Genomic DNA, 15,067 nt, shown 5'->3' on the forward strand with positions numbered 1-15,067 from the left:
GTCAGGTCGCGGCGACGATCCGCCCCTGGGCCACACGTCCGAGGCCGTCGAGCGCGACGAGGGCGGCGACCAGTTCCTGGGCCGGCGCCGGGCCGCCGACCCAGCTCACCGTCACGTAATGGCCCATGGCACGGGCCTGGGCCCGGCTGCCGGCGGCCTCGAACAGGATGCCCTGCCGGACGAAGCCGTCCTTGCGCAGCGCCGCCACCAGCGCGTCGGCCGCCCGCCCGTCGCTCAGGTTGAAGATGACGAACTGGCCCGCCACCGTGCTTCCCTTGTACGTGCCCTGCAGCGCCTGCGTGCATCCCATGGCGGAGGCGCCCCAGAGCGCCTCGTCACAGTCGGTGAACTCCTGCGTGGAGTCCAGGCGCATGGTGCCCAGGGTCTGGGCGGCGGGGGTGAAGACCTCTTGCGTGGTCAGCGGCTTGGAGTCGTTCTGGCGGGTGTCGATGGCCGCGTAGAAGGCGGACGTGGACTCGCCGTGGAACGCGGCCGGCCGCGGATCGTCCCGCCGCAACCACAGCCACCCGACGGCGGCGATGACCACCACGTTGGCGACCACGACGGAGATGACGACACGCCGGGACATCAACAGACCGCTCCCCTGACACCATGACGGACGGTGTGACGCTCGTGGGCTCTTGGCTGGGCGGACATCAGGACGACGGCCCCGTGATCGAGACGACGCGGCGGTAGACGGCCTTCTCGGCCCCGCGCAGGGCCAGCGTGAGCGAGACGAAGTCGTCCTTGGGCCCGGGCTCCGTGCCGTCGATCCTGCCCAGCCAGACGAGTCCGACGTAGTGGCCGAGGGCGTAGCCGCCCGCCTCGGAGTGCCCTCCCGCGGGGAAGGCGCCCTTGGATGAGGTCAGGGGACGTGCCCAGCCCCCTCGGTAGAGGGTCTTCAACGACTCGACCAGCTCGGCGGCCGACTGTCCGTCTTTCAGGTTGAGCAGGGTGTACTGGCCGACGAAGCGGCCGTCGGAGCTGGCGTAGAGGCCGCGGGCGACCTGGGTGCAGCCGGCGTCCGACACCTGTTCGAGGAGGGTCTCGCCCCACAGCGCGGCCGAGCAGTCGGCGTCGAGCCGCTTGGCGACGAGCTTGAGCTTGAGCTTCTTGGTCACCGCGAGCTCGGTCTGTGCGAACACCTCCTTCTCCGTGAGCGCCCGGCCGTCCTTGGTCCTGTCGGCGACGGGGTCGAACAGCTTGGGCGAGCCCCACCCGCGGAACACCTGCGGCAGCGTGGTGTCGGGCCCCAGCACGGCGGCGCCGGCCTGCCGTTCGGGCGAGTAGTCGCCGATCGAGCCGACGACGGCCACCAGGCCGGCCGCGCTCGCCAGCACGCCGACGACGGTGGCGATGATGACGATCAGCCGCTGCTGATCCGGACGGAGACCCCAGTCGGTGAGCAGCGGGAACTGCCAGTCAGAGCGCGGGGTACGCCGCCGCTTACGGTACGCGGCCGCTCCCCTGCCGCCGCCCTCGGTCCCGCCGGTCGACCGCCCTCCGTCATCGGCACCAGGGATCTGCGGGCCATCATCGTCGCCGAAGTCCGCCGCCCGACCCGCGTCTCGCCGACCGGACGCGGACCGCCCACCGTCACCCCGACCAGACGCCGACCGATCGTCACCCCGACCAGACCCCGACCCACGGCCATCGCTCCGACCAGACCCCGACCCACGGCCATCGCTCCGAGACGCCGACCCACGGCCGGCTGCGCGCCGAGGCGACGGCCCACCGCCGTCGGTGAAATGCGCCTCGGACGGCCCACCGTCACCGAAACCGGCCGCGGCCTGACGCCCCTCACCCGCCGGTGTCCGGCCGTCCTCGCCGACGCTCGCCGATGACCGGCGGCGCCTGCCGAAGCGGGACGCCGACCGACGGCCCTCGCCCGCATCTCCCGGTGAAGCGCCGCTCTCACCTGCGCCCGAGGCCGGGTGACCGCCGAGATCGGCGCCTGTCGCCGGTCCGCCGCCGGCAGGCGCGACTCGTGCACCGCGGTCGTCCCTCGCCGTCGTATGGCGTCCGCCGTCAGCGTCCGCCGTGTACCAGCTCTCTCCGTCCGTGACGTCCGGCACCTGGCCGTGCCCACCCGTCGCGGATCGGCGGCCAGAACGCCTGCCCTCCGGCGACCGGCCACGGTCGCGCGAGTGCCCCGACCGACCGCCGCCGTCCAAGCCGTCCACCGCCCGGCCGACCGAGTGCGAGCCGGCCGCAGAGTGAGCGCCACCGCCCGCGCCGCCCCCGTACGAGCCGGCCGCGGACGGAGGTCCTGCGGCCGGGTGAGGGCCCGTCGCCGGCTGACCACCGTAGCCATACCCGCCTGCCGGCTGAGCCCCGGCGGGTGAAGGGTTGCCATACGGGCCGCCGGACTGAGGACCAGCGCCCGCAGCATTTGCAGACCAGCCGCCGGACTGAGGACCGGTGGCCGCAGCGTACCCATACCCGCCCGCCATCGGCTGAGGACCGGTGGCCGGAGCACGGCCGTACCCGCCCACCGCCGGCTCAGGACCGGTGGCCGGAGCATAGCCGTACCGGCCCGGCGGCTGAGGCCCTCCGGCGGCACCGGTGCCGTGCGCACCGGCCGGCCGGCCGCCGTATTCGCCACCCGGGGCACCGCCATCCGGGCCCGAGGCGCCGCCGACCGAGACGTCGCCGCTCAGGCCCTCCTCATTCGTCCCTGGTGCCGGGCGGCCGGTCTTGTCCCGAGATCCGGCTCGTCTGCGGGCCATCACAGGCCCGTCGCCCCGATCGCGCTACCCACGCCGAACGTGACCCCGGCCGCCACCGCCCCCACCACGAGCTGGCGCAGCCCGGAATACCACCAGCTGCGCGCCGTCACGACCGACACGATCGCACCCGCCGCGAACAGCGCCACGCCGGACACCATCGCCGACACCTCCAGCCCCTCGGCCCCCAGCACGTACGGCAGCAGCGGTAGCACCGCCCCCGCCGCGAAAGCCAGGAACGACGACACCGCGGCCAGCATCGGCGACGGCAGGTCGCCGGGGGCGACGCCGATCTCGGTGCGGGCGTGGACCTCCAGCGCCCGCTCCGGGTTCTGGGAGATCTGCCTGGCCACCTCGGCGGCCAGGCCCGGCTCCACGCCCTTGTCGACGAAGGTCTCAGCCAGCTCGGCCCGCTCGTCGTCGGGGTGGCGGGCGAGCTCACGCCGCTCGACCGCGATCTCGGCCTGGGCGAGTTCGCGCTGGCTGGCCACCGACACGTATTCGCCACCCGCCATGGACAGGGCCCCGGCGGCCAGTCCGGCCACGCCGCCGAGGGCGATGACCTTGGTGTTCGTGGTGCCGCCCGCGACACCCGCGATGAGCGCGAAGTTCGACACCAGGCCGTCCATCGCGCCGAACACCGAGGGCCGCAACCAGCCCCCTGTGACGTCGCGGTGCTGGTGGTGGGCCTCCGCGCGCCCGCTCATCGAGAGTTCTTCTCCTTCTTCACGGATTCGGACCGGTCCCCGGTCCCGGCTTCGGCTCGGTCGTCACCGTCGTCGGCTCGATCAGCGGTGTCGGCGGGCCGGTCGTCCTCGGTCCCGCCGCTCTCGGCCCGCTCGCTCCCGGCCGTCTCGGTGTCGGGCGTGCCGCCCTCGGCCCGCTCGCTCCCGGCCGTTCCGGTGTCGGGCGTGCCGCTCTCGGCATCGCCGGACTCCTCCCGGAGGCTCTCGTTGCCGGAACCGTCAGCCTTCGGGGTATCGGCGTCGCCGGTCGTTTTCCCGGTCGCCTCCGCGGTGGCGGGATCGCCGTCCTCGGTGGGCGTGTCCGGGGAGTCGGCGTCGGCCTGGTCGGCCTGGTGTGCCGGATCCGCGGTGGCCGACGGTGGCACCACGACCTCCACGCCCTGCTTGTCCCTGGTCGCCCACAGATAGATCAGCGCCCCGATGAACAGCACGATCGACGTCCACTGGTTGATCCGCATCCCGAGGAACGTCACCGCGTGGTCCACCCCGCCGACCGGGTCGATGCGCAGCCCCTCGATCCAGAAGCGGCCCACCGTGTAACCGGCCACGTAGAGGGCGAACAACCGCCCGTGGTGCAGCGCGAACCGCCGGCCCGCGAAGAGGAGCGCGAAGCCGAGCACCACGTCCCAGATCGACTCGTACAGGAACGTCGGGTGGTAGAGCACGCCGGGCTCTCCCCCGTGGTCGGCGTCGATCTCCAGGCCCCACGGCAGCGTGGTCGGCGAGCCGTAGAGCTCCTGGTTGAACCAGTTGCCCCACCGCCCGATGCCCTGCGCGAAGGCGATCCCGGGCGCGACCGTGTCGGCGACGGCGCTCATGGAGATGCCGCGCCTGCGTACGGACAGCCAGACGCCCAGCGCGCCGAGCGCGATCGCGCCCCAGATGCCGAGGCCGCCCTCCCAGATGAACAGCGCCTGGTAAGGCTCCTTGATCGCGCGGCTGCCGAAGTAGGTCTGCCAGTCCGTGATGACGTGGTAGAGGCGTCCGCCGATGAGGCCGAAGATGACCGCGGGGACGGCGATGTCGACGATCGTCCCCTTGTGGCCACCGCGGGCGCGCCAACGCCGCTCGCTCAGCCAGACGGCGACGATGACGCCGAGCACGATGCAGAGTGCATAAGCCCGGATCGGGATGATTCCGAGATACCAGACCCCCTGAGAGGGGCTGGGAATCGAGGCAAGGGGCATGTCAGGTGAGGGTAGCGGAAGCCGGGCTACTTAGCCGCCTTCGTAATCGCTTCGCGCAGTTGCTGAGGGCTGAACACTACCGCATTGTCTATTTCTGTTCCGTTCAACTTCACGGTCGGCGTACTGTTCAGCTTCTGCTCCGTCATGATCTTCTCGCTGTACGACAGCTGAGCCTGGGCGTGCTTGCCCGAGGTGACGCACTGCTCGAAGCCGGGCGCGGTCACCCCGGCCTCCTTGCCCCACGCGACGAGCTGGTCGTTCGTGAAACCTTCGACCGTCTCGGCCGGCTGGTTCTTGAAGAGCAGGTCATGGAAGGCCATCCACTGCTTGCCGTCGGCGATGCACCGGGCGGCGTTGCCCGCGCGGACGGAGTTGGACCTGGTCGGCTCCTGGGAGAAGATCGTGATGGGGTGGTAGACGACCTTGGCCTTGCCCTCGGCGGCGAGGTTCTTGAACGTCTGACCACTGACCCGCTCGGCCTCCTTGCAGGCCGGGCACTGGAAGTCCTCGTAAATGTCGACGACGGGCTTCGTGACGCCGCTCTTGGCCATCACGACGCTGCCGTCGGGCTGGACGTTGATCGGCGGGAGCGCGGCCGCGGCCTCCTCCGACTGGGACGTGCTGGCCGCGTACAACCAGCCGAGCCCGACCGCGGCCACCGCGACCGCGCCGGCGGTCACGTACGTCACCATTTGCCGGCGCTTGTCGCGCGCCCGTGCGGCGGACTGCTGCTCCTTGATCTTCTCGCGCGCGGACTTCGTCTTCGTACGCTCGCCCTTGGTCATCGGTCGTCCTCCTCGTCATCTGCACTATCGCCCCCGAGGCCGAGGGCGCCGTCGAGCGCGAAGCGGCCCGGCGGGAAACGGACGGTCCACGCGCCGAGCAGCACGAGGCCGAAGTCACGCACGATGTCGAGCAGGTAGGTGGGCTCCTGCCCCTTCCCCAGCTGGCCGCCGCCGCCGAAACAGCCGCAGTCGATCCGCAGGCCGTTCGCCCACGCCCAGGCGATGCCGAACACGAACGCGAACATGAGCAGCCCCGCGATCACGGCGGCCACCCTGGTCAGCAGACCGACGACCAGCAGCACGCCGACGACGATCTCCAGAATCGGCAGGATGTAGCCCACCGAGACGGCGATCGAGTCGGGCAGCAGCTGGTAAGCCTTGACCGCCACGACGGAGTCCGACGGGTTGCCGATCTTGAGCGCGCCCGCAACGATCAGCACTCCGCCCAGAACGAGCCGCGCGACGGTCGTCACCCAGGGTATCGTGCTCTTGACACTGCGTGATTGTTGCAACGCGGCCACGGGTCACTCTCCTCTTCCTCTGAGCCCGGAAGCGCACAGTACCGGGATTCCATCCGACCACGCCGGGGATAAGCGTCAGCTAAGCGGTTTTTCCCCACATTGAGCTGCGCTTTTTGCAAGCGGGGCTCAGCCGCAGGCGAACCTCGCCTCCCCCCAGTCGGCGTGGTCGTTGCCGTTGCCGTCACCCGCGTCGCCGGCCACCAGGTCCACGTACCGGGCGCCGGTCAGGTCGGCGACCAGCTCGTACGCCGGATCCGCGGCCCGCAGCACGGGACTGCCCGCCCGTTCCACGCCGTCGGCCACCACGCCGAACCGCACCGACCCCCGCGTGGCCTGCGAGTCGTCCACCCCGACGACCGCGCTGAACCCCGAGCACCGCCCGTTCAGGTAGAAGCGGACCTTGGCGGGCGCGTGCGTGCCGAGCCCTTTGGCGAAGGTCCGCCCGCCGACGACGATCGGCCCGCCGTCGGTCTCGCCGGTGTCGCCGTTGGACCGGTCGCGCTCGACCGGCCCCCAGCCGTTGTCGGCACTGACCCACTCCAGGTCGCTCGCGTAGGCGTCGGCCTGGGGCGGCGGCGGCAGGGTCCGCACACGTGCGGAGGCCGTCAGGGTCCTGGCCGCGCCGCCGACGGTGTAGGACACGGTGGCCTTCAGGTCGTAGGAGCCATAGGCCGCGTCGGCGGGCGGGGTGACCTTCCAGGCCGTGGTCAGCTTGGCGCCGGGCTCGACGACGCCGGTGCCGTCGCCGGCGACGGCCCACCCCTCGGGCACGTCCAGCGTCACCCGCACCTCTGTCGCCGCCGCCTCCTCCAGATTCGTGAACACGGTGGTGACGTCGTTGGCGGCGCCCTGTTCGAACGCCGCCGAGGCCGGCGTCAACTCCAGCGACCCGCATGCCGGTGCGTCCTGCGCGGGCCCGAGGTCGGTGACGGAGAAGTCGTCCAGGATGAAGTCGGCCCCGGCCTGCTCGGGCCGGAGCGAGCGCAGCCCGACCCACACGTCGCCGCACCCGCCGACCACCCGCTCGGTGAAGGTGTCCGTGGTCCGCCGCTCGGGGATCGGGGTGCGCCGCGTCTCCACGCTCGCGCCGCCCGCGTCGTAGCCGGTCACCCACTGGTACGTGTCCGCCTGCGCGTTCTGGTAGCGGAACGACACCTCGTACGCGTGCCCGGGCTCGAACCGCGCGGTCCACGGCAGCGTACGGTAGATCAGCCCTTGCCTTTCCTCGTGGGCCTTGAGCGACCAGGAGCCGTTCAGCACGTCGTCCACCGTCTTGCCGTTCCACCCGGCCTGCGTGTAAGGGTCGTGCCGCTCGGACAGGTGCGTGCGCGCGTCGAACGACCCGCCCGCGTCCCCCTTCACGAACGGCCCCCACCCGGGCTCGGCCGATTCGAACGTCTCGACCTGGCCCGGCGGCTCCCGCCGGAACACCCGCACGTCGTCCACCCGCACGTCGCCGGGCGCGGCGGCGGCCGTGATCCGCAACGTCACGGCGTCGCCCGGTGCGGTGAAGGTCACCTTCACCCGCTGGAAGAAGGTGTCGTGCTTCTCGTCCGAGGCGATGTAGTTCTTGGCCGTGGACCGCTCGATCGTCACCGCCTCGCCACCGGCCTCGAGCGTGGTGGCACGCGTCCTCCCCGGCTCGACCTCGACGAAGGCCGACGCCGTGTACGTGCGCCCCCGCTCCAGGCCCGTCAGCCGCTGCTCAAGCCGCGCCTGGGCGCCGCCGACCAGCCGGGCCACCCGATGGCCCAGGTCGTTCCGCTCTACGTTCACGGGCCCGCTGACCCGCCATCCGCCGAGGCGGTCACCGTTGAAGCCGGGGTCGCGCACGCCGCTGCCCTGCCCCCATCCGGGATCGGGCAGCTTGGGCGCCCTGCCGGGGTAGAGCACGTACGGAACGCCGGCCTCGGCCCGCAGCGTGATCTTCCCGCCTACCGGCGTGACCGTGCCCGCGAGCACGCGACCCTGGTCGGTGAGCCGGTACACGGTCATCGGCCGGTCGGCGTCCCACGTGGTCTCACCGCCCGCCGGGTTGTAGTGGTAGTGCCTGCCCTGCCACGGCAGCAGGTACGTGCCGCCGTCGAGCACCTTGCGCCCGCCCGCGAACCACTCCCGCCTGCCGTCGCGGTACGTCCCGCGCACGCCGCCGGCGAAGACGATCTCGTCGGCGTTCCAGTCCATGATCTTGTGGTGCTGCAGGAACTTGGCCGGCAGGTTGTACTCCCAGATGTTGCGGTAAAAGGCGGTGAAGTCGTTCTCCGCCGTCCAGCCCTCGAACTCGACGATGCGGGCGTTGCCGAGGATGGGGTGGGAGTTCCAGACGTCCTTCTCGTCGTTGCGGATGAACCGGATGATCTGCGAGTTCAGTCCCTTGTTGGTGACTCCGCCGTAGTTGAGGTCGTTGGCCCAGTGTGCCCAGAGCGACGACCGTTCCAGCTTGTCCGACCACTCCGTGGTGACCTGCCAGCCCTGCGCCCGCAGCTCGGCCAGGGTGCGGTCGGCGACCCAGCCGAACGGCCGGAACACGTCCACGTACAACACCGCGAGGTTCCTGTCGGTCTCCTCACGCAGCTGCCCGAACCTCCTGGCGAGCGTCCCCCTGGTCAGGTCGCCGCGCTGGTCGATCAGGTACGCCTGGTCGAGCCAGTTCCAGCCCTTGGCGTCCTTGTTGACCAGCTGCTCGCTGAAGTTCTCGGCCTCGGGGTAGGACTCGGTGGCGTTGACGTGCACGCCGAATGTGGCGTTCCAGCCTTTGCCGGCCTTGAGCAGCGTGTTCAGGTCCTTCAGCCCGCCGGCGCGGCGGTTGTAGTTGCCGCCGTAGTCGGGGTGTGCCGCGTCGTGGCCCTCGGACTGGTACCCCTTGAGCAGCGCGAGCTGCCCCAGACCGTCGGTGGCCAGCGAGATCCGCTTGACGTCGTCGAGCGTGCGCAGGAACGGGTGCGTGGCCTGGCTGGAGAAGTTGAACGGGATGTGGATCACCACCCGGTCCCTGGTCCGCTCCGCGCCGAGCGCCTTGACGCCGATGCCGCGGAACGCGACCGCGCCGTCCTGCCAGTCCAGCGTCCCGTCGCCGTTGGCGTCGGGGGTGACCACGACCTTGGCCCAGGGCGGCTCCTCGGTGAAGGGCGAGCCCGCCGCCCGGTACGTCCACTGCCCGCTCCACACGCCCACGGTGACCGTGCCGCCGGCGTCCTTCCTGGCCTGACGCCAGAACCTGGCCGCGTCCCGGTCGGTGACGCCCGCGGGGCGGTCGTAGGTGGAGTTCGACTCGATCGCCGCGGCCAGCCGGTCGGTGTTCACGATCGCGTACGTCGCCCCGACCGGAGCCGCGTCGGCCGCGGTGTCCCTGGTGACCTGAGCGAACACGTCCGCGGTGCGGGTCGAGTTCGGGTCGAGCCTGGTGAAGGCGGTGGCGGCGCCCGGCTGCTCGCTCGAGACGGACACCAGGTCGTGGCCTGGCAGGTCGATCGTGCCGACGCGGAACGCCTCGGTGTCGGACACCGCGTCGATCCTGAACGTCGTCACCCGGCCCTTGACCCCGATGCTCGCCGCCAGCGCGACGTCCGGCAGGTCGGGGAAGGTCATCCGGTAGCGGGCGGTGGCGCCGTCGTTCCCGGTCAGCGCCACGGCGACGGTCCGTGGTTGCCCGTTCAGCACGACGGCGGGCACGCCGGCGCTGCCGCCGAGCGCCGCCCCGCTCGCCACGTCCGTGTACCGCAGGACGCGAGGGAAGCCCGGGTCCAGCTCCACGCGTAAGTCCGCCGACGAGATCGCGATCGGCTCGGCCACCTGGGCCGGCGTGGGCGGCAGATTCTGCGCCGTCGGGCTGGGCGGCCGACCGGTCGGCGAGGAGTCGGGAGAAGGCAGCTCGTACGTGGGCGACGGAGCCGGCGTGGGCGGCTGCTCTCCGGCACTCGCGCCGTCACGCGGCTGAGATCCGGCGAGCCGGCCGACGTGCGTCTCGGCGGATGCGGTGCTCACGGTGCCATCGGTGCTCTCGGCGTCCGAGAGCGCCGCGGCAGGCGGAACTGGGGCGGGATCAGCGAAGGCCGGGGCGGTCATGGCCGTGACCGCGAGTGCGAGGACGAGGGCTGCTGAGACAACGGGACCTTGACGCATAGGTGTCCTTCCGGGTCATGCGTCACACCGCTCGGGAGCCCCGATCATCACCCGGCACGGCACCACCCGCCAAGGACCTACGCGCCAGATCTTTGCATCATCTGACAGAAACGGTAAAGCACGGCGCCACGGGCAGCCGCGCAACGTCAGCGGCGCACGCCCTGCGCCATGCCCCTGGCCAGCACGGAGATCGACTCCTGCCCGGCCGCCTCGTCGGGCGCGTCCAGGATGCGCCGGATGAACGCCGACCCCACGATGACCCCGTCGGCGTAGGCCGCCACCTCGGCCGCCTGCGCGCCGGTGCCCACCCCGAGGCCCACGCACACCGGCAGGTCCGTGTGCGCCCGCGTCCGCTTGACCAGGCCCTCGGCGGCGACGTTGACGGTCTCCCTGGCGCCCGTGACGCCCATCAGCGACGCCGCGTACACGAAGCCGGTGCAGCAGTCGACGACGGCCTTGATGCGCTCGTCCGTCGAGCTGGGCGCCACCAGGAACACCGTGTCGATGCCGGCGCTCGCCGACGCCGCACGCCACGGCTCGGACTCCTCGGGCGTCAGATCGGGCGTGATCGTGCCCACGCCGCCGGCGTTGGCCAGGTCCCGGGCGAACCGCTCGGCGCCGTACTTGTCGACCGGGTTCCAGTACGTCATGACGAGCGTGGCGGCGCCGGTGGCGGCCACACCCTCGACCGTGCGCATGACGTCGGCGATGCGGGTGCCGTTGATCAGCGACCTGTGCACCGCGTCCTGGATCGTCGGCCCGTCCATGAGCGGGTCGGAGTAGGGCAGGCCGATCTCGATGACGTCGCAACCGGCCTCCACCAGGGCCGCGGCGGCGGCGACGTCGCCCCCCTTGGAGGGGAAGCCCGCCGGCAGGTAGCCGACGAGCGCGGCCCGGTTGTCCGCCTTCGCCTTGGCGAACACCGTCTGAAGAGTCGTCATGTCTATCCGTTTCGAAGGTCGAGTCTCACCATGATGCCTTGCCGTCGCGTCCACCCGAAATCCCCGCGCCGCCGGGACACCGGGAGCGCGATCCGGCCCGGAGACCGCCCATCCGGCCTGCCGGGAAACGGCGATCCGTGACCGCCGTCGGCACCGCACCGCCTGAGCCGCCCCGCCCGCGGCGCAGGCCAGCGAGCCGGGCTTCCAAGCTCTGGCCGGCTACAGGTTGAAGTACTTCATAGCCGTGCCCATGTCCTTGTCGCCCCGCCCGGAAAGGTTGACCAGGATGGTCGCCTCAGGGCCGAGCTCGCGACCGAGCCGCTGCGCACCCGCCAGCGCGTGGGAGGACTCGATGGCCGGGATGATGCCCTCGGCCCTGGCCAGCAGCGAGAACGCGGCCATCGCCTCGTCGTCGGTGACGCCGTGGTAGGTGGCGCGCCCGGAGTCCTTCAGCCAGGCGTGCTCAGGCCCGACACCCGGGTAGTCCAGTCCGGCCGAGATGGAGTGGGACTCGATGGTCTGGCCCTCGTCGTCCTGCAGCACGTACGTGCGCGAGCCGTGCAGCACGCCGACCGACCCGGCGGTGAGCGTGAGCGCGTGCTCGCCGCTCTCCAGCCCGTGCCCGGCCGCCTCGTAGCCGTGCAGCTGAACGCCCTCGTCGCCGATGAACGCGTGGAAGATCCCGATCGCGTTGCTCCCGCCGCCGACCGCCGCGCACACCGCGTCCGGCAGCTTGCCGGTCAGCTCCAGCATCTGCCGGCGGGCCTCGACGCCGATGATGCGGGCGAAGTCGCGCACGATCTCGGGGAACGGGTGCGGCCCCGCCACCGTGCCGAACAGGTAGTGGGTGGTGTCGACGTTGGTCACCCAGTCGCGGAACGCCTCGTTGATGGCGTCCTTCAGGGTCTGGGACCCGTTGGTCACCGGCACCACGGTGGCGCCGAGCAGCTTCATCCTGGCCACGTTGAGCGCCTGGCGCTCGCAGTCGACGGCGCCCATGTAGATGACGCACTCCAGGCCGAGCAGGGCCGCGGCGGTCGCGGTGGCCACGCCGTGCTGGCCGGCGCCGGTCTCGGCGATCACCCGCTTCTTGCCCAGCCGCTTGGTCAGCAGCGCCTGACCGAGCACATTGTTGATCTTGTGGGCGCCGGTGTGGGTGAGGTCCTCGCGCTTGAGCACGATCCTGGCGCCGCCGGCCTGCTCGCTGAAGCGCGGCACGTCGGTCAGCGTGGTCGGCCGGCCCGCGTACGTCCGCAGCAGATGGTCGAACTCGCGCAGGAACTCCGCGTCGTTCTTGGCCTTCTCGTAGACCGCGGCCACCTCGTCCAGCGCCGGGATGAGCGCCTCGGGCACGAAGCGGCCTCCGAAGATGCCGAACTTGCCGTGCACGTCGGGGTCGTCCCCGTGCGCTCCATTGCCCGCCAGGTCCGCGGCGGTCAGGATGGTGCCTTCGTTTGCCACTGCTATCCCTCTGCTGAGTGGTCGGGGCGCGTCGACGGATGGGCGCCGGCGGTCACCAGCGCCTCCACTGCCTTGCGCGGGTCCTTGCCGGTGACCAGGCTCTCGCCGACCAGGACGGCGTCGGCGCCGCCCCTGGCGTAGGCGAGCAGGTCGTGCGGACCGCGGACGCCCGACTCGGCAATCTTGATCACATTATCGGGGATCTTCGGCGCCAGCTTCGCGAAGACGTCGCGGTCGACCTCGAGTGTCTTCAGGTTGCGGGCGTTGACCCCGATGACCCGGGCCCCGGCGGCGACCGCCCGGTCGAGCTCCTCCTCGGTGTGCACCTCGACCAGCGGGGTGAGCCCGATCGACTCGGCCCGCTCGATCAGCGACACCAGGGCCTCCTGCTCCAGGCAGACGACCATGAGCAGCGCCAGGTCGGCGCCGTGCGCCCTGGCCTCCCACAGCTGGTAGGAGGTCAGGATGAAGTCCTTGCGCAGGATCGGGATGTCGACCCTGGCGCGGACCGCGGCCAGGTCGTCGAGACTGCCGCCGAACTTGCGCCGCTCGGTCAGCACGCTGATGACGTGGGCGCCGCCTGCTTCGTAGTCGGCCGCCAGCGCGGCGGGGTCGGCGATCGCGGCCAGCGCGCCCTTGGACGGGCTCGAACGCTTGACCTCCGCGATCACCGAGATCCTGTCACCCCCGAGCGCGGCCATCGCGTCCCTGGGCGGCTGCGCCCGCTCGGTCCGCTGCTTGAGCTCGTCCATGGACACTGCCTGCTGACGTGCTGCGAGGTCGGCGCGCACCCCGTCAAGGATGTCGTCGAGGACACTCGGCCCTTCCGTCCGCTCACTCACGCGCTGGGGTCCCTCCGGTCGACTGTGGGGGTGGCTGAGAGTTCGCGTCGCGTCCGCTCTCTGCCTGTCCTGCGATGGTATCGGCCCTCGCGAGGTCGCCTCACCACAGGCCCCCGACTAGGGAGCGAGGAACGCCCCGAACGGCAGGTTACGGACAACCCAGTACACCATGACGACCCCGAGGAACGCCCAGAGCCACGCCGGGTGCGCGAGCGTCGCGCGCCTGGGCCTGCCCTGCCAGGCGCGCACCACCCACCTGCCCCACCAGAACAGCAGGAACGGGATCATCGCCACCGCGAGCGGGTTGAGCCCGAGCGCCGCCACAGGGTCGAGATGCGCCAGGGCGTGAATCGAGCGCAGTGTGCCGCAGCCGGGGCAGTAGAGACCGGTGAGCCACAGGAACGGGCAGGTCGGGTAGTGGCCGGGCTCGTTGGGGTCGACCGCGCCCACGAACGCGAACACGGCGCCCGCCCCGGCCGCAACACCGAGCGGCGCGAGCAGGCCTTTCAGCCTTCCGGTGCCACGCCGCTCGGTTGTTGCGATGCCCATGCCTTCAGTATCCCGCCTTCTGCGCCGGCCTAGTACGAGCCGGAGGGGAGGCTCGAGGCGGCGATGAGGAACACGACCACGTAGAAGATGATGCCCAGCACGATGGCGATGGCGCCGAAGATGAGGCTGCGCTTCCACCACGTCTTGGCCTCTTCGGCCGCCTGCATCGCACCCTGGTAGTCGCCGACCTGCCACTTCGAGTTGACCTGCGACGACTTGACGATCGCCACGATGCCGAACGGCAGACAGCAGAACAGCGTGGTGAGGATGGCAGGGACCAGCTGGTTGTCCGGCGGCTGCTGCCCGCCGTAGCCGCCACCGCCCGGAGGCTGCTGCCCGCCGTAGCCGCCACCGCTGGGCGGCTGCTGGCCATACCCGCCCCCGTAGCCACCACCGCCGCTGGGCGGCTGCTGGCCGTAGCCGCCCCCGTACCCGCCGCCGCCGCTGGGCGGCTGCTGGCCGTAGCCGCCACCACCGCTGGGGGGCTGCTGGCCGTAGCCGCCGCCGGGCGGCTGCGAGCCGTAGCCACCTTCGCCCTGGTTTCCGTAGGTCATCCTATGACTCCTCAATTCGTTATCTTTGTGGCGAGTGCGCGGCAGCCTAGCGAGAAACCATCTACTACGTGGAGCAACGTCCAATTTGCGGACAATTCGTAATCGGACCGCAAGCGGACCGTCACGGCCCGGCTACGCACGGAACAGCTACTCGTCAGTAATCCACGGAGGACGTGGCGGCGGCGCTCAGCCCGATCAGGGACAGGAGCAGGCCGCCGAAAATGAGCCAGCACAGGAGCCACAACACGACCGTGATGTACGACGTGACGAGGCCCGCCATCGCCATGCCCTGACCCTCCTCGCCGGTGCGCTTGATCTTGTTGAGCGCGATGTGGCCGAGGATCACGCCGGGGAGGCTGGTCAAGCCACAGAAGATCAGGCCGATGATGCCCAGGACGAGCGAGGCCACCGCCATGCCGTTCGTCGGCCTCGGCTGCGGAGGCGGGCCGTACGGGCCGTATCCCCCGGACGGCTGGCCGAACCCGCCGCTGGGCGGCAGCTGGCCGTAGCCGAGCTGCTCCTGCGGATAGCTGGGCGGCTGCTGACCATATCCCCCACCGGTCGGAGGCTGCTGACCGTACCCGCCACTGCTCGGCGGCTGCTGGCTGTAGCCGCCCCCGCCGTAGCCACCCC

At 71.3% G+C, this 15,067-nt stretch carries 13 protein-coding genes; all 13 read right to left on the reverse strand.

The annotated features are described in order from the left end of the window. Window position 1 precedes the first annotated feature (1 nt). Entirely contained in the window at window positions 2-589 is a 588-nt protein-coding gene (locus ETD86_RS16115) for a hypothetical protein (RefSeq protein ID WP_138666962.1), read from the reverse strand. A 67-nt stretch (window positions 590-656) separates the two neighbouring features. Beyond that, on the reverse strand, window positions 657-1,340 hold the full coding sequence (locus tag ETD86_RS16120; RefSeq protein WP_138666963.1) for a hypothetical protein: 684 nt from the start codon (window positions 1,338-1,340) through the stop codon (window positions 657-659). Window positions 1,341-2,728: 1,388 nt separating this feature from the next. Further along, window positions 2,729-3,433: a VIT1/CCC1 transporter family protein gene (locus tag ETD86_RS16125; RefSeq protein ID WP_138666964.1), complete on the reverse strand. Its 705-nt coding sequence runs from the start codon at window positions 3,431-3,433 to the stop codon at window positions 2,729-2,731. After that, window positions 3,430-4,575 carry a prolipoprotein diacylglyceryl transferase gene (gene lgt, locus ETD86_RS16130; protein ID WP_425465639.1) on the reverse strand — a complete coding sequence of 382 codons (1,146 nt, stop codon included), beginning with the start codon at window positions 4,573-4,575 and terminating at the stop codon, window positions 3,430-3,432. Before lgt ends, ETD86_RS16125 begins: the two co-directional genes overlap by 4 nt. Before the next feature lie 110 nt (window positions 4,576-4,685). After that, on the reverse strand, window positions 4,686-5,444 hold the full coding sequence (locus tag ETD86_RS16135; protein WP_138666966.1) for a DsbA family protein: 759 nt from the start codon (window positions 5,442-5,444) through the stop codon (window positions 4,686-4,688). Beyond that, window positions 5,441-5,917: a MauE/DoxX family redox-associated membrane protein gene (locus ETD86_RS16140; protein WP_138666967.1), complete on the reverse strand. Its 477-nt coding sequence runs from the start codon at window positions 5,915-5,917 to the stop codon at window positions 5,441-5,443. Before ETD86_RS16140 ends, ETD86_RS16135 begins: the two co-directional genes overlap by 4 nt. A gap of 174 nt (window positions 5,918-6,091) precedes the next feature. Continuing rightward, window positions 6,092-9,949 carry an endo-alpha-N-acetylgalactosaminidase family protein gene (locus ETD86_RS16145; protein ID WP_211370084.1) on the reverse strand — a complete coding sequence of 1,286 codons (3,858 nt, stop codon included), beginning with the start codon at window positions 9,947-9,949 and terminating at the stop codon, window positions 6,092-6,094. A 284-nt stretch (window positions 9,950-10,233) separates the two neighbouring features. Further along, window positions 10,234-11,028, reverse strand: a complete 795-nt coding sequence (gene trpA / locus ETD86_RS16150) for a tryptophan synthase subunit alpha (protein WP_211370085.1) — start codon at window positions 11,026-11,028, stop codon at window positions 10,234-10,236. A gap of 219 nt (window positions 11,029-11,247) precedes the next feature. Then, the gene (trpB, locus tag ETD86_RS16155; RefSeq protein ID WP_138666980.1) at window positions 11,248-12,453 is read right to left on the reverse strand and encodes a tryptophan synthase subunit beta; all 1,206 of its coding nucleotides are present in this window, start codon (window positions 12,451-12,453) and stop codon (window positions 11,248-11,250) included. A 38-nt stretch (window positions 12,454-12,491) separates the two neighbouring features. Continuing rightward, on the reverse strand, window positions 12,492-13,331 hold the full coding sequence (gene trpC / locus ETD86_RS16160; RefSeq protein WP_138666969.1) for an indole-3-glycerol phosphate synthase TrpC: 840 nt from the start codon (window positions 13,329-13,331) through the stop codon (window positions 12,492-12,494). 117 nt (window positions 13,332-13,448) lie between these two features. Then, entirely contained in the window at window positions 13,449-13,880 is a 432-nt protein-coding gene (locus tag ETD86_RS16165; protein ID WP_138666970.1) for a DUF2752 domain-containing protein, read from the reverse strand. Window positions 13,881-13,909: 29 nt separating this feature from the next. Then, window positions 13,910-14,434: a CD225/dispanin family protein gene (locus ETD86_RS16170; RefSeq protein WP_138666971.1), complete on the reverse strand. Its 525-nt coding sequence runs from the start codon at window positions 14,432-14,434 to the stop codon at window positions 13,910-13,912. Window positions 14,435-14,588: 154 nt separating this feature from the next. Next, window positions 14,589-15,067, reverse strand: a 479-nt coding sequence (locus ETD86_RS16175) for a DUF4190 domain-containing protein (RefSeq protein WP_138666972.1), incomplete at its 5' end; no start/stop codon positions are given.

The organism is Nonomuraea turkmeniaca (assembly GCF_005889735.1).
Classification (GTDB): domain Bacteria; phylum Actinomycetota; class Actinomycetes; order Streptosporangiales; family Streptosporangiaceae; genus Nonomuraea; species Nonomuraea turkmeniaca.

What these genes read in the sequence shown, in the direction of transcription:
- ETD86_RS16165 (WP_138666970.1), bottom strand. Translation starts at nt 13,880, where the DNA reads ATGGGCATCGCAACAACCGAGCGGCGTGGCACCGGAAGGCTGAAAGGC.
- ETD86_RS16125 (WP_138666964.1), bottom strand. Translation starts at nt 3,433, where the DNA reads ATGAGCGGGCGCGCGGAGGCCCACCACCAGCACCGCGACGTCACAGGG.
- ETD86_RS16170 (WP_138666971.1), bottom strand. Translation starts at nt 14,434, where the DNA reads ATGACCTACGGAAACCAGGGCGAAGGTGGCTACGGCTCGCAGCCGCCC.
- trpA (WP_211370085.1), bottom strand. Translation starts at nt 11,028, where the DNA reads ATGACGACTCTTCAGACGGTGTTCGCCAAGGCGAAGGCGGACAACCGG.
- ETD86_RS16135 (WP_138666966.1), bottom strand. Translation starts at nt 5,444, where the DNA reads ATGACCAAGGGCGAGCGTACGAAGACGAAGTCCGCGCGCGAGAAGATC.
- ETD86_RS16115 (WP_138666962.1), bottom strand. Translation starts at nt 589, where the DNA reads ATGTCCCGGCGTGTCGTCATCTCCGTCGTGGTCGCCAACGTGGTGGTC.